The following is a 20,522-nucleotide window of genomic DNA, read 5'->3' as shown; positions in this document are numbered from 1 at the left end:
GTCCGGATATGGAAATGATGTATGGTTTATTTCATCAGTCCTCTTAATTGTTTTTCTGTTAACGCCACCGCGGGTTTGAACGCGCTGCCCTGCATGTATTTTTCCAGGCTGAAGCGCAGCTGCCGGGCAGCCGGGCGTTTATCGAGGTCGCGGGAAAGGTCCAGGGAGGTGATGATGAGCTTTCCTTTGCCCACGCGGGCTTCTATCACATTTGCCATCTTGCGGTTTTTGAAGAAGTTGTCCATCACACGCACAACTGGCGTGAGCCTGGGCAGGCTGTCTATCACCATGGTTTTGGACGAGGTGATGAGATCCCACCACTGCCAGTCGCTGTAAGAAGCGGTGGGGAAATTCGCCAGCGCCGGATGTTCCGGATCGCAGAGTATGCCCATGGTGCCGGGCTGTGAGGGGAAGTGCACCGGGCTCCAGAACACTGGCGCAAAGCGGCCTTCCACGCCTTTCAGCGAAGCGGTGTCCGGGTTCAGCAGCACTGTTTTTCCTTCATTCAGCCACTGCATGGCTTCGGGCAGGGAGCGGGTGTAATGAACGGAAGATGGTTGCCCGGCCAGTGTTTCGGGGTACACCCATATCCGCCATTCGTTGCGGTGCTGCCCGATGCGGAGCGTGATGGTGAGTTCCGAAGCCGCCTGTATTTTGTTCAAAGGCACGCTGATGCTGCCCAGGGTATGCCCGTTGCCCAGCGGTATCTGCCCGGCGGATAATTTACCTGCGGCAATCACCGCGCCTGCGCTGGTGTTTACGGTCCATTCCGGCGATACGCCGCTGATGGCGCTTTCGCTGAAATTCGCCGCTTCGGCGGTGGCGGTAAAGGTTTCGTTGTTGGTATAAGCCGCTTTGTCGAAACGGAGCAAAGGCACTACTGCGGAGCAGTACATCCGGTGTTGCGCGGGCGTTACCAGCCCTTTGCTGTCCCAGAACGCATCCAGTATGCCGATGAGGGCGGTGCCCTGGCCGGGGAAGTCGTGCAGGTCCAGCAGCTGGAAACCGCTGAAATTGCGGGTTTTCAGCGCGCGTTCGATCTCTTCCTTATAAAGATTAGCGGCAAACCGGCCGCTTGCTTTGAGGTATTGCGGCGCCAGGTGCAGCAGCCCCTTCCGCTCCATGTCTTTCCGGATGGCCTTGAAGTTCAGCGGGTCCAGCACGCCGGTGTATTTTTTTATTTCCTCCAGGTTCGGGAACACGGAGTACTGGCCGATCTCATGTGTAATGAGCGGTACGGGGAGGCTGTCTGTTTCTTTCGTATAGTCGGTAGCGAAAGAAGGAGGGATGCTGTTAAAAATGCCCTGGCCGCGCACCCAGCCTTTGCGGGTGTATTGGGTGATGAAAAAGTCATCGCCCGGTTCCGGCCATTTGCCGTGATCGCGCTGGAAACTGAAAGTGGTGGTCGTGTACAGATGCCTTGGGTCAGACTCTTTCAGGCTGGCCACGATCTTTTCCAGCCAGCTGAAATCGCCTTCCAGCTCGTTGCCCATAGACCAGAAGCAGAAAGACGGGTGGTTGCCGTATTCGACGCTGATGCGTTCCGCTTCGGATTCCAGCCAGGTGTTCATGGCATCGTCCTTCCCCGCGTTCTTGTTCCAGAACGGCAGCTCCACCTGCAGGTAGAAGCCCATCGAGTCCGCCACTTCAAAAGCCGCGGTGGGTGGGCACCAGGAATGGAACCGCAGGTGGTTCAGGCCATAGGCTTTGGCGGAGCTGAACACTTTCAGCCAGCCCTTCCGGTCCATCGGGGGGTGGCCGGTAAGCGGGAAAATATTGCATTCCAGCGTGCCGCGGAGAAAAATGCGTTTGCCGTTCACCTGCAGCAATGCGTTCTTATTGGTTACCTCCCGCATCCCGAAGGTAGTGCGGTGGGCGTCTTTGCCGTTGCCTGCCGCCAGCGTTGTTTGCAGCGTGTATACGTGGGGGTGGAACTCATCCCAGGTTTTCATATCTGGGCCAAACTGTAGCGTCAGCTCATGGGAGGAAGCGCCCCCGGGCAGTTCCGCGTTCATTGTTTGTGTTTTTCCCCCGGCTGTAACGGATATCTGGCCTTTTGAAGCGGCGCCGCTTTCGTTTTTCACCTGCACGCGCACGCGGGCGGAGCGGCTGGCGAGGTCAGGGTACACCTGCGTTTGCGCGATGTGTATCTTGTTCCTGGCTTCCAGCTGCAATTTCCCGATGAGGCCGTTCCAGATGATCTGTGTGCCGTTGGTGTAGGCATGCGCCATGTCGCGGGTGCTCATGTCGTACCGTTTCCGGTTGTCCACCCTGATCACCAGGCGGTGTTTGCCGGGCGTGAATACGGTGGTGGCGGAGAAGCGGTGAGGGGCTATTAAGCTCTCGTCCGCACCGCACTCCCTGCCATCCACCCACACACGGGTATTCCACAGTACGCGTTCCAGCGTAAGTTGAATGCTTTTATTGCGCCACGATGCCGGTATCGTAACCTCGCGCGCATACCAGGCCGGCCCGGTATAGGCGTGTTTACGGGTAAGCATCAGGAGTATTTCTTTATTCAGCGAATCGGGCGTGAGCGCTGTGGCCTGCCCGATGCCCGCATCGTCCAGTGTGCCGGGCAGCTGCAGGGTTTGGGTGAAGACCTGGCTGAACCATTGTTCTTTCACGCCTTTGTCTTCCGGGTCCAGCCGGTACTGCCATTTGCCTGCGAGGGGCATGGTTTGCGCCATGGCGCCTGTGCTGCTGAGGAGGAGTATAATAATCAGTCTGCGGAACATGTATCTATTTTTTTTCGTTACCTGCCGCGGCAGGGGCCTGCATTTCGCGGACTAAATTTAAATGTGCTTTTGCGCCCGGATGAAAGCCCTGCCCGAGCACTTTACGGAAGCAGGCCGCGGCTGTGGCGGTTTCCTTCAGGCCAAGATAACCAAGCCCTTTCATAAATTCACAGTGGATGGCGTTGCGCTGGCTGAGGTCGTCTTCGAATATCAGCAGGTCTGGCAGCGACACGGCAAAGTAATCGATCTTCACTTCGTCATGCGCATGCGCTTCGCCGTAATCGACAAGCTTGCGGAAAATAGCGGCCGCTTTGGCGGGCTGCCCCAGCGCTTCCCAGGCGAGGCCCTGGTAGAATATCTTCTCAGGCGGCTGGTCGTTGTAAAACATGGCTGCCGCCGGTTCGTACTGTCCTTCGGTCGCTTTTCGGAAATATGCCTGCGCGGTAGCTGTATCGTTCAGTCCTTCATATGCCTTGCCCAGCCAGTAAAAGATATCGTTCTCCTGCGCACCGTACAGCTTGCCTTCGCCGAGCGAATCGGGGAATACCTGCGCCTGCTCCAGCTTTTCGATGGCGGACGGGTAATGGCCCCGCCTGATGTCCTGCTGCGCGAGGGCGGTAAGACTGTAGCAGTACTGGCCCGATACCTTGCCTTCTCCGCCTTCCCAGGGATGGAACCTGCGTTGCATGATGAGCGCAAAGGCATGTTCGTGGCGGCCGAGGAAGTTGTGCAGCGCAGCTCTTTCGAGATAGAGATCGTCGCGCCAGTTCACCGCATCGGGATATGCTTCGAGGAAGGCCAGCCGCTGTTCGGGATCGGCGTTCAGGCGTTTGCGCAGCTGGTCCAGCTCCATCAGCACCCGTGCGTCTGAAGTGTCCAGCGCAAAGGCTTTTTCGAAGTGCTGCAACGCGGCGGTGGCATCGTTGCGTTTGTTGAACAGGGCGATGCCCAGGTTGCGGTGAACGGTGGGGAAGGAATCGTCGCGGCGGAGAGATTCTTCCCACATGGCGATGGCCTCGTCGTATTGTCTTTTATCGTACCAGAGGCAGCCGAGGTAATACGGCGCCTTTGCGTCCTGTGGGTTCAATTGCATGGCCAGCTGCAATACCGGCACGTCTTCTATCCGGTTGGGGAAGCACCATGCGGGGTCCGCGGCGGCGCCCTGGTGGAAGAAGCGCAGGGCAACGTCTTCCTGGCCCGCCTGCTGGTAAAACCAGCCCAGGTAATAATAATGCATGGGCGATCTTTCCTGCGATTGTATGCCCAGCAGGCCGATGGCCTCTTCATAGAAACCGGCGGCGGCGTAATCGCCCGCGTATTCAAGGAAGTTATGGTCATGGCCGCGGCCGCGGCGCACTAATGTGCTGCTGGCTTCGGCGGCGGCTTTCACGTTGCCGGATGCTTCCAGGGTCAGTTGTTGTTCAAAGTACAGCGAGAGGTTGAACAGGTCGCGGCGCAGCCCGTTCTTACATACTTCGAGCGCTTCTTCATGCTGTCCTTTTTTCCGCAGGATAGCTGCTTTCAGCGTCCAGGCCTTGTTGTTGCGCGCATTCCGGTCCAGCGACCAGTCTATTTGTTCCAGCGCTTCTTCATAATGGCCACGGCGGGCGCTGAGGCGGGCGAGGGAGAAATACCCGCTGTCCTGCCAGGCGCTGTTCCACACGGCCTTGTGATATTGATCGTAGGCTTCGTCGTACCGTCCCTGCATTTCGAGGCAGAGGCCCAGGTTATACAACGGCTCGCCGTCGTAGGGATTGGGATTGCGCTGGGTGAGCGTTTCCACGGCTTTCCTGAAATAAGGCTCTGCTTTGGCGAACTGCGCCCTGCGGAGGAACCATGCGCCGAGGGCGTTGTTGTTCCGCACGTCCTTCGGATCGCGGCGGAGGGCTTCTGTATAGTAATCCGCGGCGTTGTAGGTAGCATGACGGTACTGTTCCAGGTGCAGGCCGGTGAGGTAAAGCTGCTCGTTGTTCTCCACCGCTTCCGGCGGAAGTGCGGCGGATGCGGGGGAGGGAATTGTTGCGTCTCCGTTGGAACCGGCCTGGTAGCGGATATTTTCTTTGCCGTCGTTCCCCTTCACGGTCACCAGTAAAGATTCTTCCTTCATGCCCGCGGGCAGTGGAATGGTGCGGGTATACACCTGCAGCGGCGATACGGAGAAAATGTCCCTGAACACAGACTGCCCGTCTGCAAAGAGTTCCAGCGTGCTCATCGGCTGTTCGCCGGTGGCGAATATTTTTACCTCCAGCGTGCTGCCTTCCATGGATGTATACAGCAAAAGGTCTTTCGTCGCGTTTTTGACCACTCCCAGCTCCCTGTAGGGCATGAAATATTGTGTGAAGGACTTTTCCTCGTAAGGCATCAGCCAGCTGAAATCGGGCTGGTTGTCCGTATAAACGCCGGTCATCAGTTCAATGTAAGGCCCGTCCTCATCGGTGAGGTTCTTATCCCATGCCCGCCCGAAATCGCTGTGGCCCCAGGTCCATTGTTTTTTGCCGGGTGAAATATGATGATTGGCCACGTGCAGCACGCCCGCCTGCGCATCGTTCTCGTACCCGCCCACGAAATCGTAGTCCGAACGGATAGCCATATACGAAGTGGGCACGGGAATGTTCCTGTAACGGGAAATATCCGTTCCGGGCGCGTAGTCCACTTTGTAATACACGCCGGTGGCGATGGGGAAGTCGCTCACATCGCGTTTGCCGTGGTCGAACACGGCATGCACGTCAGGCGGAAATACGGATTGATAGTGATCGTTCACCTTCACGGCGGGATTGGCCCACCAGAGAAAGGTCTGGGGCAGGGGAGTGCGGTTGTAGAGCTTGCCTTTGATCTCAAGGTAGGCTTTGCCCGGGTACAGCGTGAAACCCGCCATGCCCTTGGTCCTGAACATCTTCTCCACTTCGTTCACCCATACGGTCTTGCTGCCGTCCGCATTTTCCTCGATGGTGAAATCTACCGCTTCGTAGGTGCTGGGGCGGTGGTGCTGCGGCCAGTTAAACTCTATGCCGCCGGATATCCAGGGCCCGCAAAGCCCAACCAGCGCAGGTTTTATCACCTGGTTGTAATAGATGAAATGCCTTTTGCCCACTTTGTCGTACGCCATCTGCACGCGCCCGCCCAGCTGCGGCAGGATCATGATCTTCAGGTATTGGTTTTCAAGGAACACGGCATTCCATATCTCGTCTTTCTTTTCGTCCAGTATCTTTTCAATGACGGGGTTCGGGTATACAACACCGCTTGAACCCTGGTACACGCGTTTTTCAAAAAACATGGGGTTCTTATCCGGCTTGCCAATGCCGTACGTCGGGATGCTGATCTTTTCTTCCCAGACCTGCACAGAAAAATCGCTCATTGCCTGTTTATTTAGTGTCTTATTAAATGTTGCTCGAGTTGTTCCAGCGTTTTGCCTTTTGTTTCCTGCACTTTGCTGCGGATGAAAAGGAAACCGAGGAAACAGATGCCCGCGTATAAATAGAAGGGGCCGTATGTTCCCAGGTTTTCAGCCAGTATGGGGAAAGTGAATACGAGGATGAAATAAGCGCCCCAGAGGGAAACGATGGCGATGGAAGAGGCCAGCCCCCTGATCTTGTTGGGGAATATTTCCGAAATAAGCACCCAGGTGACCGGCGCCAGCGAGGTGGCGTACATGGCGATGGCCAGCAGCACGAAGAAGGAAACGAACTTCACGTCCGCCTGGTTGCGCAGCAATAACGCCAGCACGATGTACACGAGAGAAAGCCCGAGCGACCCGATGAGCATCAGGGGCCTTCTTCCCAGCTTATCCACCTGCCACATGGCCACCAGGGTGAATACGAGGTTCACGATACCGATGGAAATGGTTTCGAACAGCTGGCTGTTCAGATCCGCGCCCACGGATGCGAATATGGTGGAGGTGTAATTGAATACGATGTTGATGCCGCACAGCTGCTGGAATACCGCCAGCGTGATACCCACTACCACGGCGGGCCTCACGGCTTTTTCGAATACGGCTTTCAGGCTGGTGCGGCTGCTGCCCTGCAACGACCGGTGAATGTCTTTCGCGGTTTCTTCCACGAAAGCTGCGTCGCCGATGCGGGCCAGCGTTTTTTCCGCCTGCGCGGTTTTGCCTTTGCCCATGAGCCAGCGCGGGCTTTCGGGCAGCAGTAATACGCCGAGCAGGAACACCAGGCTGGGCACGGCGCCCAGGCCGAACATCCAGCGCCAGGCCTCATCGCCTTTGGAAGCGAGGGTATAATTCACCAGGTTGGTCACGAGTATGCCGATCACAATAGTAAGCTGGTTGATGGAAACGTTCCGCCCGCGAAGGTGCGCGGGGGATATTTCGGCGATGTACAGCGGGCTGAGAATGGACGCCATGCCCACGCCGATGCCCGCTGCGAAACGCATGGTCACGAACATGCCGAGGCTGTTGGAGAAAGCCATGCCCAGCGACGACAGCGTGAAGATGAACGCAGCAAGGATCAACCCCGGCTTGCGGCCGTAACGGTCTGCCAGCGCGCCGGCCGCCAGGCAGCCCGCCATGCAGCCGAGCGCGAGCGACCCCGTCAGAAAGCCTTCCCACCAGGCGTTGAGCGCAAAGGTGGTGCGCAGGAAGGGGAGCGCCCCGGAGATCACGGCAAAATCGAAACCGAAGAGGTAACCGCCGAGCGCCGAGATGAATGAAATGCCGATGATGTATGCGTGGTTGAATCTTTGCTGCATGCTGTACGTTTTATAAGAACCAATGTAATATTCCTTCCGCAATCAGGCGGTGACCCTTTTCGTTCGGATGGTTGCTCTGCGCCATCAGCGGCTTCACGTCCGCCTGCTGGAGGAATATGCCGTAGCTGTCGGCCAATCCTGTTTTGTATTGCGCCGCGAGCGACACGATCTGGTCGCGGAGCTGGCGCAGCGGGCTGTCCGCCGCTTTCCACCCGGTGGAAATATCCGGCGAAGGCGTTAAAAGTATCACCGGTATCTGCTGCGCCTGCGCTTCGCGGATCATCTGCTCCGTAGCGGCACGGGCTTTTTCAAGGCCTATGGCGCGGTCGTTCAGCGCGTAGTCTATGAACAGCACGTCCGGTTTGTGGATCAGTACGGTGCTGCTGAAACGCGCCGCGCCTTTCTCCGAATTTTCCCCGCCGATGGCGGTTACGATCACGTTCACCACGGCGTTCGGGTATTTTTGTTTGAGGCCTTGCAATACCTGTTGCGGATAGGCCTGGAGGGTGTTCACCACCGGCGTGGCAAAGTAGCCCGCCGGCACGGAATGGCCATGGAACACGAGATTGATGGCGCGGTTATTGGGCCAGGCCTTCCGCAGTTCAGACCGCACCTGCCGCAGGAACGAGGTGTCCTGCGCATGCAGGGCGGTTATGTTGAAAATAATAAAGAGTGCTGTCAGGAACTGTTTTTTCATGCGCTTCGGTTATGGGTATTGGCCGCTTACGGTTACGATGGATTTGCCGGGGATCACGATCCTGCCTGCATCCGCGGTGGTGCGCCTGCAATTGCTGGTTGCGTCCGTCGTATATTGGTCCAGCTTGTTGCCGCTGATGGTCACGCCGCTGAGCTGCACGTATTTTTCCTTGTTCTCCGGGTTCACCATCACCACCACCAGCTTTTTGCCGGTTTCGTTCTTGTAGGCGGAGATCATCAGCGTACTGGCCGCAACGATCGGGTCGTTGTTGCCTTCCACGCTGGTTTCCACTCTTTTCATGCCCGGCCTGATGAACCTGGCGAAGTTACCGAAAGCCCAGAGCTGTTTGGAGTCCAGCACGATGCCGTCTGTTTTGCAATTGCCCACGTTCATCTGCCCGGCGGGATCGTTGATGTATACCAGGGCGTCGCTGTAGTTGTAAGGACTCACAGCCAGCCACCACTGCCACGAACTAACGCCTGCGATCACGAGGTCGTGATGCAAAACCTTTGCCACATACAGCCCGTATTCAATGCCGGTGTTGCGGGGCGAACCGTTGTACTGACCGCAGATATCACCGAGGATTCCAAATTCGGTCTGCCACAGTTCAAGATCCGCGTCCACTTGCCGGGCTTTGCTCAGCAGCTGTGTGCGGGTGTTTATAAGCGTATTGTCCGGGCAGGTGGTGAAGTAGCTGTGCCCTGAAATGATCTTTGCCACGTTGGGCAAATCGCCAAGGTAGTATGGTGCGGAAGGGGAGAAGAACTGGTTGATCTGGTCCCCCCGGTTGTCGGTATTCTTGCCGTACAGGAATTCGAGCGTGCCGGCCTCGCCCACCACGATGCGGGAATTGGCGCCGGCCAGCTTTTGCGCGGTAAGCCTGCTAAGCTCGGCCACCTGGTCGTTGGTGGCCTGCGTGCCTTCCTGGTTTGCGCCGCTGGCGGTGCCCCAGGCCCATTGGGGCTCGTTTACGGGGCTCAGGTAATCGAAGTTGAAATGTTTGGTGACGTTGGCCAGGAAGTCTGCATAAGCGTCCATTTTACCGGCCTGTATATTCATCATCGTGCCGCCGGAGCCATTGAAGGCTTTGCCGTTCAGCGAAAAATGAACCGGCGCGGAGAGGGAGAAACCAAGGGTGTATTTCACGCCGCGCTGTTTGGCCGCCTGCAAAAACCATTGTGCGCCCTGCTGTTTGCTCCAGTTGTACGAGCCGTCGGCATTCAGGAAACATTCTTCCCTTCTCCATTCGTCGGCAATGTTGCTGGCGGCGCCCTGCTCGCGGCTGCCCGCGCCGATGTTGAAACGCCAGAGGGACAGGCCGATGCCCTTGGGAGAGCCGTCCGCAGCGGTGTCCATGCTGAAGAGGTAATCCGCTACCTGGTCCTTCTTTGCAGTGTTGGCCCAGGCGCCGATGTACTTGGTGGTCCAGCAGTCGGAGGCGCCGAAGCTGTGGATGGTCTGTTTGGTGCTTTGCAGCTGTATGGTCACTTTCTGTACGGCCTTTTGCTTACAGGTATCTGTGCCCAGGTAGATGCAGGAGGAACCGCCGGGGTCCGGGCCCGGGGCGGAACTTTTGCCGCAGAAGGCCGCGAGGAAAGCGAAACTTATGATCGAAATTGTTTTCATCCGTGTCTGTTTAGAAATAACCGGGGTTTTGTTGTATGGCGCCTTCGGAGAGCAGCAGCTGGTTGGCCGGGATGGGCCAGCGCATATGCGTGTTCTCTTTGAAGTTGAAACCTTTGTTTTGCGCTTCGGTGGTGTTCTTTGTTTCGAAAGGATCGGTGCTCACCTGGGTGTTGTAGATCACGAAGCTACCCTGCGGTCCCATGATGCTGCTGATCACGGGCTTGCCGCTCTGGTCTTTCCAGCGGCGGATATCGTAGAGGCGGTCGCCTTCGTAGGCCATTTCAAGCCTGCGTTCTTTCCGCACGGCATTGATGAGGTTCCAGCCGGTGAGCGACATATCCGTTGTAAGGTTCACCCTGTCGCGCACGCGTTTGAGCGAGCCCAGCGCCTCGCCCGTTTTCTGCTGCATGGCGCAGGCCTCGGCGTGGATGAGCAGCACGTCCGCGAATCGGAGTATTTTATCGTTGAGGCTGGAAAGTCCGTTGGCCGGGCGTTCTGCCTTGGGCGTATAATGTTTGCGGCTGTAACGGGCTGATTTGGAGTGGCTGGATGCGGGGAAAGGCCGCCCGTCGAAAGAGGGCGTGTTGGGATCGCCGGCTACGGGCAGGCCGTGGCGGTTGATGGTCCATTGCAGGCGGATGCTGTCGCCTTCTGATTTGTAAGCGTTCTCCAGGTCGCTGGAAACGGAGTAATATCCCCAGCCCGCGTCTCCCGGCGAGTTCAGTACCTTCTGGAAGTCGTTGTTAGGCAGCGCGGGCACCTGCGAGGAACCGTTCTGTATCTCGAAAATGGATTCCACGCCGTTCCTGTAAGTGTATTGCCAGAGGGTGGAGAACTGTGCTTCCAGGTTGTAATCGCCTTCGTCTATCACCATCTTCGCCAGCGATTCGGCCTTTGGCCAGTTTTCCATATACAGGCTTGCCTTGGCCAGCAGGGTAAGCGCGGCGCCGCGTGAGGCGCGGAAGCGGTCTGCCTGCGGGTATGCGCTTTTTTTGGGCAGCGTGGCGATGCATTCGTCCAGGTCTTTTTCGATCTGGTTGTATACGTCCTGCACGGAAGAGCGCGGCAGGTGGGTGTTCGGCGGGTAGATCTCCAGTACCAGCGGCACGGGGCCCCAGTTACGGATCAGGTCGAAGTAACACCAGGCGCGCAGGAATTTCAGCTCGGCAATGAACTGCTTCTTGCTGGCCTCGGGGATGGGCGCGCCGGTGATGCCGGCAATGGTGCTGTTGAAGCGGCCGATGCTTTTATAGAGGTCCACCCATTGGGCTTCGTTGCGGTCGTTGCCTGCGTCGAGGGTGAAGTGGGCCACGGCGTCGTAGGTGGCGTGCGACTGGTAGGTATTGCCCACCCAGCCGTTGTCTGAAGCGGCCTCGCCGGCGAGGTAACGCCAGTTGAGTATTTCCCACCAGGAGCTGTAGTTGATGTAGCGGTAGGCCACCATGGTGGATGTATTGCATTGTTCCAGGCTGGTATAGTACTGGCCGCTCACGATGGCGGATCCGTACGGCGCCTGGTCCAGCTTGTTGCAGCCCGCCGCCGTAACCAGCATTGCGCCGCCGAGTATATATGGAAAAAGATGTTTCATGTGCATGGATTGAATGAGTTTATAAAGCAAGGTTTAACCCGAACGTATACACGCGCGGCGGCACCATCTGGTAATTGTCCATGCCGGCGTAGGAAACGGTGGAATACCATGGGATGTCCGGGTTCAGGCCTGAATAATTGCTGATGGTGAACAGGTTCTGGGCGGAGGCGTAGATACGCAGGTTCTTAACGCCTTTGATGAGCCCGTTGGGAATTTTATAACCCAGCTGCATCAGGTTGGCCCTTACGAAGGTTCCTTTTTCGAGGAAGAAGGTGGACATCTTCGTGAAGTTGCCGTTCAGATCGGTTTTGCGCAGCTCGGGGAAGCTGTTGCTCGTGCCCGGGCCGTTCCAGTACTGGTCCTGGAAGCCTGAGATGAAATTGTAATTGCTGCCCGCGATCATATTCCTGCGGTACTGGTTGAAATTCTGCTGGCCGAATACGCCGTACAGCTCTGTCCTGAAATCGAAGTTGCCGTAAGCGAGGGTGATAGCCAGGCCGGCGGAGAACCTGGGATAAGGGGAGCCGAGGTCGGACATGTCGCTGTTGTCGATCTTGCCGTCGCCATTGAAGTCGCGGAACTTGAGGTCGCCCGCGATGGCCTGGGGCTGCAATCTTTCGCCGTTCTTATTCACGTATCCGCTGGCTTCTTCATCCGTCTGGAACACGCCGTCTACGGTATATCCCCACCAGGAGCCGGGCGCATGGCCCACTGTGGTGCGGGAGCGGAAGGTGCTGATCACTTCGTTGTTCTCCCCGCCGAGGATCGGGTCGGAACTGGAGAGGTAATTCACTTCGCTCTTGAACTGGGTGAGCGTAAGGTTCACGCCATAGCTCAGCTTGCGGCTGATATTGTCTTTATAGCCGATCGCCACATCCCAGCCTTTGGTGGTCATTTCGCCGACGTTGGCGTACTGCGTGGCGATATAACCCTGCGGGTAACCGAGGGCGAAGTCTACGCGAACGGGCAGCAGCAGGCTTTTCGGGTTGCGGGTGTAACGGTCCACGGAAATATTCAGCCGGTCGTTGAACAGGGCGGCGTCGAGGCCTACGGTAAAGTCCTGCTGTATTTCCCATTTCAGCTCGGGGTTGCTGATGGAGCTGGGCGCGTAGCCGTTGATCACATTACCGTTGGCGTCCACGTAGGTGGTCATGTTCACGTAAGACATATACTCGCCCACGCTGCCGGGCAGGTTACCGCCGCTTTTGCCCCAGCTGGCCCTGAGTTTCAGGAAGCTCACATGGTCTTTCAGCGGGTCAAAGAAACTTTCCTGCGATACGATCCATGCGCCGGACACGGAGGGGAAATAACCCCAGCGGTAGAGCGGGTTCACCAGGCTGGACGCGTCCGCGCGCATGGTGCCGGTGAGATAATATTTTTCTTTATAGTTGTAACGCAGCGATCCGAAGAAGGAAAGCATTTTTCCGAAAGGCGCGGCCCCGGGCTGGTAAGAGCCGCCGTTGCCGGTTACGAGGTTGCCGGATGTGATGTAACGGTAAGGCTCGGCATCGAACGGAACATTCTCACGCGCGGCGGTAGTGCCTTTCACGGAATAGCTGTCGTAGCTGTGGCCCAGCAGCACGTTCACCGCATGCGCTTCGGGCAGCGGCAGCGTATAGTCGATCGTGTTAGTGATCTTCACGCGGCTGTTCTGGTTGGTGTTGGACGACACGGCAGACTTGGCGTTGTAGTTATTGGGCGCGAAATAATATTTCGGGGTGTAGTTGTTCAGCTGCCCGAAGTTGGCGGTCGCATCCAGCACGGATTTGAGCACGAGGCCTTTCATCGGTTTGATCTCCAGGTAAGTGCTGAACTGCCCGCCGAAGTATTCTCTTTTATCGAAGTTGGTGCGTTTGCTGAATGCCGGGTTGATCAGCCCGTTAAAAAGCGACCTGCCCGGGGTGCTGTAATAGGGATTGAACGCCGTCATAAAATCGGCGAATACGCCGTTGAGCGGCGGCAGGGAGCCCATCACATCCGCTTCGCTGCGGAAGGGGGCCATGGTTGGGTCCATCGCAAAGGCGCCCCAGGTAAGGTTCAGCGGCGCAAAAGGATAGTTCTCGTAACGCGGCGCGATGTTGATGCCGGTCTTTATCACTTTATTCACTTCCCAGTCCACGTTCAGCCTGCCCGTGATCTTTTTCCACTGGCCGGCTTCTTTGCCGGCGTACGAATCTTCGGAGTAATAGCCGAGGCTGCCGAATACGGAAAGGCCGTTGCTGCCGCCGGCGATGCTCAGGTTGTAGTTCTGGCGGTTGCCCTGGCCGAAGGTCTCATCCCAGTAATTGGTGTTGCTGAGACTGTTCGGATCCGGGAAAGGCAGGGGCGCGCCGCTTTTGGTGGCGATCTGGTTCATAAGCCCGGCGTATTCCTGCGCACCGGCCAGCTTTACGTTGGGCGATTGTGTGATGCCGTAGGTGGCGGAAAAATTGATGGCAGGCGCGCCCCGTCCCTTTTTGGTGGTGATGAGGATAACGCCCTGGCCTGAACGCGCGCCGTAGATGGAGGCCGCGGATGCGTCTTTCAATACGTCGATGCTCTGGATGTCCAGCGGGTTGATCGTATTCATGAAATTGTAACCGACTTCCATCCCGTCCACGATCACGAGGGGATTGGTGTTGCCGGTGATGCTGCTCAGCCCGCGCACGAGGATGCGGGGCTGGGAACCCACGCTGCCGTCTGCCGCCATGATCTGCACGCCGGCCAGCTTGCCCTGGATGGCGGTGGCTACGGTGCCGGTAGTGTATGGTTCAATATCTTTCGAGGAAACGGAGGAGATGGAAGTGGTCACATTTTTGCGTGCGGTGCTCTGGTAGCCGATCACCACTACGTCGTTCAGTGTTTTGTTGTCCGTTTCGAGGGTTAATGCAATGAATGAGCGGCCTTTTAAAGCCACTTCCTGCGGCAGGAAGCCGATGGAGGAAATAAGAAGAACGGCGTCGGAGCCGGCCTGCAGGGAAAATACGCCCTGTGCGTTGGTGATGGCGCCGGTTGAAGTGCCTTTCACCTGTACTGATACGTTGGGAAGCGGGGACCCGTCTGCCCCGGAAATTTTACCGGTAACGGGGGAGCCCTGTGAAAAAGAAAGCTGGTACAGGCATAGGAGGAACGCCCATAAGAGCAGTAGTCGTTTTTTCATAACATTACGTTTTTAACGCCGTGGAAAGAATTGTTACAAATATTGTACTTCCCGGCCGCCGGTTCAATAGTCATAATTACGGATATGATGGATTATCTTACGGTCTGATGTGTGTGACATACAGGTAACTTTGATCTGTAGCGGAGTTGAATGGATTTTTTTATTATTTATTACATTTGGGTATGATCCGCAAAAAAGAAGGTTTCGAAGGCCAGCGCGCCGTCATACTGCCGAGGAAGATCGTGACGGAAGGCTGCGCGGGCGATCCCGTGATCGGCGGGGTCTATATCACGGATATCGGTTATTATCCGAAAGCGCGGTACCATTTCCGGCAGCGCCTGCATGGTATAGACCAGCATATCCTCATCTATTGCCGCGAAGGCAAAGGGCAGGCGCAGATCGGGAAGAAAAAATACCTGCTGCAGCCGGATTCTTTCGTGATCATTCCCGCCGGCAGCGCGCACAACTATGCCGCTGATGAAAGCGATTCCTGGACCATTTACTGGACGCACTTCAAAGGCCCGATGGCCAAAGAGATCACGGAAACAATGATGCGCAGGCATGGCGGGCATATGGGCAGCATCACCTTCCAGCAGAAGCGGATCGCGCTGTTCGAGGATATGTATGCAAGCCTTGAAAGAGGGTACGGGAGCGATAATCTTTGTTATGCAAACATGTGCCTCTGGCATTTCCTCTCATCTTTCCTGTACGACGACCAGTTCAGCCTTTCAGAAAAGAACCGCCGGAAAGACGCCGTGGAGCTGTCTATCAGCTATATGCAGGAACAGCTGGCGCAGGCGCTTACATTACAGGGGCTGGCGCAGGCGGTGAACCTTTCCGCTTCGCATTATTCCTATATTTTCCGCAAGCGCACAGGGTTTTCGCCGATGGAGTATTTTAATCACCTTAAGATACAGAAGGCCTGCCAGTACCTGATCTTCACGGATATGCGGGTAAAAGAGATCGCGTATAAGCTGGGGATGGCGGACCCGTATTATTTCTCCCGCATGTTCAACAAGCTCATGGGCGTAAGCCCCAATCACTACCGCGCAAGACGCGGTTCATGAAAAAACAGAAAGGCCCCGGAGAATGTTTTCGCCCTGAGATATCAAATTCTCCGTATATTTCTCGCCGATTAATTTTTTAATATGATTATTGATACACTGGATAATGCGGCGCTCTACTATGGTCTTGGGCCCAAATTCGTTAAAACCTTCGAGTACCTGGCCCAAACGGACTTTTCCAGGCTGGAAAAGGGGAAATATGAAGTGGATGGAACGGACATCATCGCCATCGTAAATGAATACGAAACCATCGATCCGGCAGGGGAGCAGATGGAATCGCACAAAAAATATATTGACGTGCAGTATATCCATAAAGGGAAAGAGCTGATCGGGCACGATTTTATGCTGGAAAAGAAACCCAGCAAGGCTTACGACGAAGCGTCGGACTACATGCTGTTTGCGGAAAGGCCTTCTTTTTTCTCCCGCCTCGAAGCGGGGTACTTCGCTATTTTTTTTCCTACAGACCTCCATATGCCCAACCTGCGGGCCGACGGGCCTGAGCAGGTGAAGAAAGTGGTGATGAAGGTAAGCGTGAATTAAAAGCCCGTCACCGGCCCCCCCCCCCGTCATTGCAAAAGCCCGTCATTGCGAGGAGCGGCGGGAGATTTTATGCGGGAGGCGCGACGAAGCGATCTATTAATATTGTATCATCTCAATTCAATGCAAAAGATTGTTTCGTCGCCCCACCCGCTTTGGCGCTGCTGCTCCTCGCAATGACGGATAACCTTTGCTTCGTTACTCCGCCCGCTTGCATTACTTAACAAGCGTTTAACGCCGGAATACATGTTTATTGCAGTATATTCGGGACTCAGATCACTTCTCCATAGCTCAGGATATCACCTTATTAACAAACAAGCTATTCTTTTTGACGCCTGCAAGAGGCTCTTTCCGCCAAACACGTTTATGCATGGCCGTTACACCGGGATACCGAATGATCTGATAATTACTCTCCATTTATTAATATTTCCGGGTGTATGCATACATTGACATTTTCAGACCGGCAAGTTCCGGCGTGTGCCTTCCTGTATTCACAGGAAGGTTTTTTATTCCCCGGCAAAGCGGTCCGGGTCGGCGGCCTCTATCCTTTTGAGCCATATCCTTACCAGCAGCAGCATCTGGCCGATAAAAACGAGCGCCGCGCCGGTCAGTACCCATACTTTGAAAGTGTTCAGCTCTATGGCGTAAGTGAAGAACAGCAGCAGGCAGATGTACATGCCCAGCCGGCTGGCCACAGAAATGGCGGCGAACACCTTTAGCCGGGAAGCATACCTGGAAAGCACATCCCGCAGGTGTTTCCCTTTCAGTACATTCACCGCCTGCACAATGCCTGTAAGGTTGTGGAGTATCACGAAGCCCACCGCCCCGGCCAGCAACAGGTTCAGGTACAAGGGTTTTTTGTGGCCGTCGAATGCATCGTAATAAAAAATGAGGAAGAGCGGGAACAGAACGGTTTCCAGGATCATCTGGAACAGCACGCTGCGGCGCACGGGCAGCTTGCGGAGGTAATGTTTCAGGTCTTCAGGGCTTTTATGTCCCGCGCCCATGTTTTGCCAGGCGGCTTTTAATTCTTCCATGACGTTGAGTTTACATGTTTTTTGATCCTGGCGCGGATCCTGTTCAGGCGCACGCCAACATTGTTTTCGGTGATACCGGTGATCTCGGCTATTTCGGCATAGCTCAGGTCTTCCAGGTAGAGGGCCATCAGTGCCTTATCCGCCGCATCCAGCGGGGCGAGCAGCTCCAGCAGCCTGTTTTCTTCTGTTTGCGCGGGCGTTTCGGGCAGGGCAGGCATATACACAATGGCCGGCCGCCTGCGCCTGAAGTGAACCAGGGCGGTGCTCAATGCGATCTTATAGATCCAGGTGGAAAATTTCGATCGGGCCTCGTAGCCGGGAAGGCTTTTCCACAGCTGGTATACGATCTCCTGGAACAGGTCTTCCCGGTCTTCGGGCGTATCCCTGTAAAGGCGGCATATTTTGAAGAGAATGCCTTCGTGCTCAGCCAGCTGTTGCAGAAATTCCCTTTCGTCCATGATCATCAGTATTCGTTTCCCGGTTAGTTGCGGGAAAAGGGGAAAACTTACATGGTATGCAAAAAAAATGTCCCGGCCTGGCCGGGACATTTTTCTATTTAGCGGTAAACTGTGTGATCGGGGTCAGCTCCAGCTTCCGGAACTCTACTTCAGAGCCTTCCGCCTGTACGGCGATGCTTCCCTGGGAAGTGGTGATATTGTAGCCGCTGTTCACCAGGTCGCCGTTCACCCACACCATGATCTTGTTCCCCAGGCATTCTATCACCATGGTGTTCCATTCGCCGAGCGGCTTTTCAGAATTGTCTGTCCGGTTCCTTACGCGGCGGGTGGTGCCGTCTACCACGCCCCATTTTTCTTTCGGGCCGCGGTATACCTCCATACTGTCCACCGTTACATCTTCCCCGATGCACCAGAAATCGCCGGCGTTCTGATGCATCATCTGCACTTCCAGCGATTTGGGGAACATGCCGTAGAGCACGCGGGGGGTGGTGGCATGCACCAGCACGCCGCAGTTGCCGGGCTTGCCTGCAAAGCGGTATTGGGCTTCGAAGCGGTAGTCGTGGTATGATGCATCCGTGATGAGGTGGCCGCCGGGCTTGCCCAGGCTCACCAGCATGCCGTTGCGTACGATGAAGGGATTGATGGCGCCGGTATCCTTATCCATCGCGGGCACATCCACATGCCAGCCGGTAAGGTCCTTGCCGTTGAAGAGGCTGCGGCCCTGCGCAGAACATAACGTGGCGCTGCACAGCAGCATAGCGGAAAAGACAAATGTTTTCATGTATGAAAGATATAAAATTTTATTTCTATTTTGTTTGCCCCGGAAGGCCATGTTTATATTAAAATGTACACAGTATTATCATATTAAAACGTCTATGAAGCAATTATTTATTTTGTTATTCGCAGCCTCCGTTGCGAATGCGCAGGAATGGAAGCCCGTACCGGGAAAGATCAGCACGCCCTGGGCGGAACAGCTGAACACAGAAAAAGTGCTGGCGGAATACCCGCGCCCGCAGTTCGTACGCAGCAGCTGGAAGAACCTGAACGGTTTATGGAACTATGCGCTCACGCCCCGCGATGCCACCGCCCCGGCGGCATGGCAGGGAAAGATACTGGTGCCCTTTGCGATTGAGTCCTCCCTTTCAGGGGTGGGCAAAACAGTCGGGAAAGACCAGCTGTTGTGGTACCGGCAGAGCTTCGAGCTGCCCGCCGACGCCAAAGGCCGCAAAACGCTGCTGCATTTCGGGGCGGTAGACTGGCAGGCCGATGTATATGTGAACGGCCAGCTGGCAGGCAGCCACCGCGGCGGCTTCGATCCGTTCTCTTTCGATATCACCCCGCATCTCAAAAAAGGTAAAAAACAGGAACTGACCGTAAAGGTGTGGGACCCGACGGACGAAGGCCCGCAGCCCCGCGGCAAGCAGGTACGCAAGCCCGAAGGCATCTGGTATACGCCCGTGACCGGCATCTGGCAAACCGTTTGGCTCGAAACCGTGCCCGGCACTTATCTTTCAGCCGTAAAACAAACACCCGATATAGACGCACAAACGCTTACCGTGGCCACCACCGTGGTGAACCCCGCGCCCGGCGATAAAGTATTGCTCAGCGCCTGGAAAGGCGGGGAGAAAGTAGCTGAAACAGAAGCAGAACCCGGCGCTACAGCCGTTTTGAAGATCGGCAACCCGGAATTATGGAGCCCTTCCAATCCTTTCCTGTATGACCTTAAAATGAGCATCGTGCGGAAAGGCAAAGCGGTAGACGAAGTGCAGAGCTATTTCGCGATGCGCAAAAGCTCCATGGGAAAAGACGCGATGGGCATCCAGCGGATGCTGCTCAACAATAAATTCCTTTTCCAGTATGGTCCGCTGGACCAGGGCTGGTGGCCCGACGGGCTGTATACCGCGCCTACAGACGAGGCCCTGAAATTTGACGTCGAGAAGACCAAAGCCATGGGCTTCAACATGATCCGCAAACATATCAAGGTGGAACCAGCCCGCTGGTATTATCATTGCGACAAGCTGGGCGTGCTGGTTTGGCAGGACATGCCCAGCGGCGACCTCGGCAACCGCTGGGAGCCGCGCCCCGGCATTATCGGCCGCGGCACGGAGCAGAACCGCAGCGCGGAATCCGAACGCAGCTACCGCGAAGAATGGAACCTGATCATGGACGCGCTGCATAACGTGCCTTCCATTGTTGTTTGGGTGCCCTTCAACGAAGCCTGGGGCCAGTTCAAAACAAAAGAGATCACCGAATGGACCATGAAAAAAGACCCTTCCCGCCTGGTGAACAGCGCCAGCGGCGGCAACTTTGTGCATACCGGCCATATCATAGACCTGCATAACTATCCCGATCCCGTGATGCCGGACCCCGAGATCTACGGCAAAACCGACCAGGCGATCGTGCTGGGCGAATTCGGCGGGCTGGGCCTGCCGGTGGACGGGCACGTGTGGCAGCAGAAGGACAACTGGGGCTACCAGACCTTCAAGACCGCGCAGGAACTGTTCACCCGCTACGGGGATTATATGATCAAGCTGGAAAACCTGATCAAACAAGGGCTTTCCGCAGCCGTTTACACCCAGACCACCGATGTGGAAGTGGAAACGAACGGGCTGATGACCTACGACCGGAAGGTGTTCAAGAACCCCGTGGAGTCTTTCAGCCGGGTGCATGAGAAGCTCTATAACGCTGGGCTGGTGAAGATGCCATAAAGATTTTTCGAAGGGGAAGCATTGCTTCCCCTTTTTATTTCAGGTAGAGAAAGGGGCTTCAGTCTGAAGGCCTGCAATTATAATAAAGACATTGAGAGCAATGCATTGAAGGATTTTTCACTTATACCCTTTGAAAAACCGCCTGGGATCCAATCCGCGACTTTAAGCAAAATGCACAATGCTAACCCGCCCGCAGAAAAAATCGTTTAAGGAATAATCTTTATAG

Annotated in this window: 13 protein-coding genes; 3 read left to right on the top strand and 10 right to left on the bottom strand. The window is 55.9% G+C overall.

Translation table 11 applies throughout. The features are described from left to right. Window positions 1-26: 26 nt before the first annotated feature. From ACTJIK_RS19295 to ACTJIK_RS19265, 7 genes are read right to left on the bottom strand one after another with little or no spacing between them, the layout of a single operon-like run. Window positions 27-2,738, bottom strand: a complete 2,712-nt coding sequence (locus tag ACTJIK_RS19295; protein ID WP_440649124.1) for a glycoside hydrolase family 2 protein — start codon at window positions 2,736-2,738, stop codon at window positions 27-29. 4 nt (window positions 2,739-2,742) lie between these two features. After that, window positions 2,743-6,093 carry a DUF5107 domain-containing protein gene (locus tag ACTJIK_RS19290; protein WP_440649122.1) on the bottom strand — a complete coding sequence of 1,117 codons (3,351 nt, stop codon included), beginning with the start codon at window positions 6,091-6,093 and terminating at the stop codon, window positions 2,743-2,745. An 11-nt stretch (window positions 6,094-6,104) separates the two neighbouring features. Further along, window positions 6,105-7,442, bottom strand: a complete 1,338-nt coding sequence (locus ACTJIK_RS19285; protein WP_440649120.1) for a sugar porter family MFS transporter — start codon at window positions 7,440-7,442, stop codon at window positions 6,105-6,107. Window positions 7,443-7,452: 10 nt separating this feature from the next. Continuing rightward, a complete protein-coding gene (locus tag ACTJIK_RS19280) occupies window positions 7,453-8,139 on the bottom strand; it encodes an SGNH/GDSL hydrolase family protein (protein ID WP_440649118.1) in 687 nt (228 codons plus the stop codon). A 9-nt stretch (window positions 8,140-8,148) separates the two neighbouring features. Next, the gene (locus ACTJIK_RS19275) at window positions 8,149-9,765 is read right to left on the bottom strand and encodes a glycoside hydrolase (protein ID WP_440649116.1); all 1,617 of its coding nucleotides are present in this window, start codon (window positions 9,763-9,765) and stop codon (window positions 8,149-8,151) included. Window positions 9,766-9,775: 10 nt separating this feature from the next. Continuing rightward, window positions 9,776-11,353 carry a RagB/SusD family nutrient uptake outer membrane protein gene (locus ACTJIK_RS19270; protein WP_440649114.1) on the bottom strand — a complete coding sequence of 526 codons (1,578 nt, stop codon included), beginning with the start codon at window positions 11,351-11,353 and terminating at the stop codon, window positions 9,776-9,778. 19 nt (window positions 11,354-11,372) lie between these two features. Beyond that, on the bottom strand, window positions 11,373-14,492 hold the full coding sequence (locus tag ACTJIK_RS19265) for a SusC/RagA family TonB-linked outer membrane protein (RefSeq protein ID WP_440649112.1): 3,120 nt from the start codon (window positions 14,490-14,492) through the stop codon (window positions 11,373-11,375). A 182-nt stretch (window positions 14,493-14,674) separates the two neighbouring features. On the opposite strand from ACTJIK_RS19265, the gene ACTJIK_RS19260 reads away from it, so the two are divergent. Then, a complete protein-coding gene (locus tag ACTJIK_RS19260) occupies window positions 14,675-15,559 on the top strand; it encodes an AraC family transcriptional regulator (protein ID WP_440649110.1) in 885 nt (294 codons plus the stop codon). Window positions 15,560-15,640: 81 nt separating this feature from the next. Then, on the top strand, window positions 15,641-16,096 hold the full coding sequence (locus ACTJIK_RS19255) for a YhcH/YjgK/YiaL family protein (protein ID WP_440649108.1): 456 nt from the start codon (window positions 15,641-15,643) through the stop codon (window positions 16,094-16,096). Window positions 16,097-16,599: 503 nt separating this feature from the next. Here ACTJIK_RS19255 and ACTJIK_RS19250 read toward each other — a convergent pair. The 3 genes from ACTJIK_RS19250 to ACTJIK_RS19240 form a co-directional block, all read right to left on the bottom strand. After that, window positions 16,600-17,130: a hypothetical protein gene (locus ACTJIK_RS19250; protein ID WP_440649106.1), complete on the bottom strand. Its 531-nt coding sequence runs from the start codon at window positions 17,128-17,130 to the stop codon at window positions 16,600-16,602. Further along, a complete protein-coding gene (locus tag ACTJIK_RS19245) occupies window positions 17,118-17,594 on the bottom strand; it encodes an RNA polymerase sigma factor (RefSeq protein WP_440649104.1) in 477 nt (158 codons plus the stop codon). Before ACTJIK_RS19245 ends, ACTJIK_RS19250 begins: the two co-directional genes overlap by 13 nt. A gap of 88 nt (window positions 17,595-17,682) precedes the next feature. Beyond that, window positions 17,683-18,369, bottom strand: coding sequence for a 3-keto-disaccharide hydrolase (locus tag ACTJIK_RS19240; protein ID WP_440649102.1), 687 nt, complete (start codon window positions 18,367-18,369; stop codon window positions 17,683-17,685). 94 nt (window positions 18,370-18,463) lie between these two features. Here ACTJIK_RS19240 and ACTJIK_RS19235 point away from each other — a divergent pair, with 94 nt between their 5' ends. After that, the gene (locus ACTJIK_RS19235) at window positions 18,464-20,296 is read left to right on the top strand and encodes a glycoside hydrolase family 2 protein (RefSeq protein ID WP_440649100.1); all 1,833 of its coding nucleotides are present in this window, start codon (window positions 18,464-18,466) and stop codon (window positions 20,294-20,296) included. Window positions 20,297-20,522: the final 226 nt, after the last annotated feature.

The sequence above is a fragment of the Chitinophaga sp. 22620 genome (assembly GCF_052044405.1).
Classification (GTDB): Bacteria; Bacteroidota; Bacteroidia; order Chitinophagales; family Chitinophagaceae; genus Chitinophaga.
The sequence above is the reverse complement of the archived record's forward strand: the minus strand, read 5'-3'. Positions and strand labels throughout refer to the sequence as shown.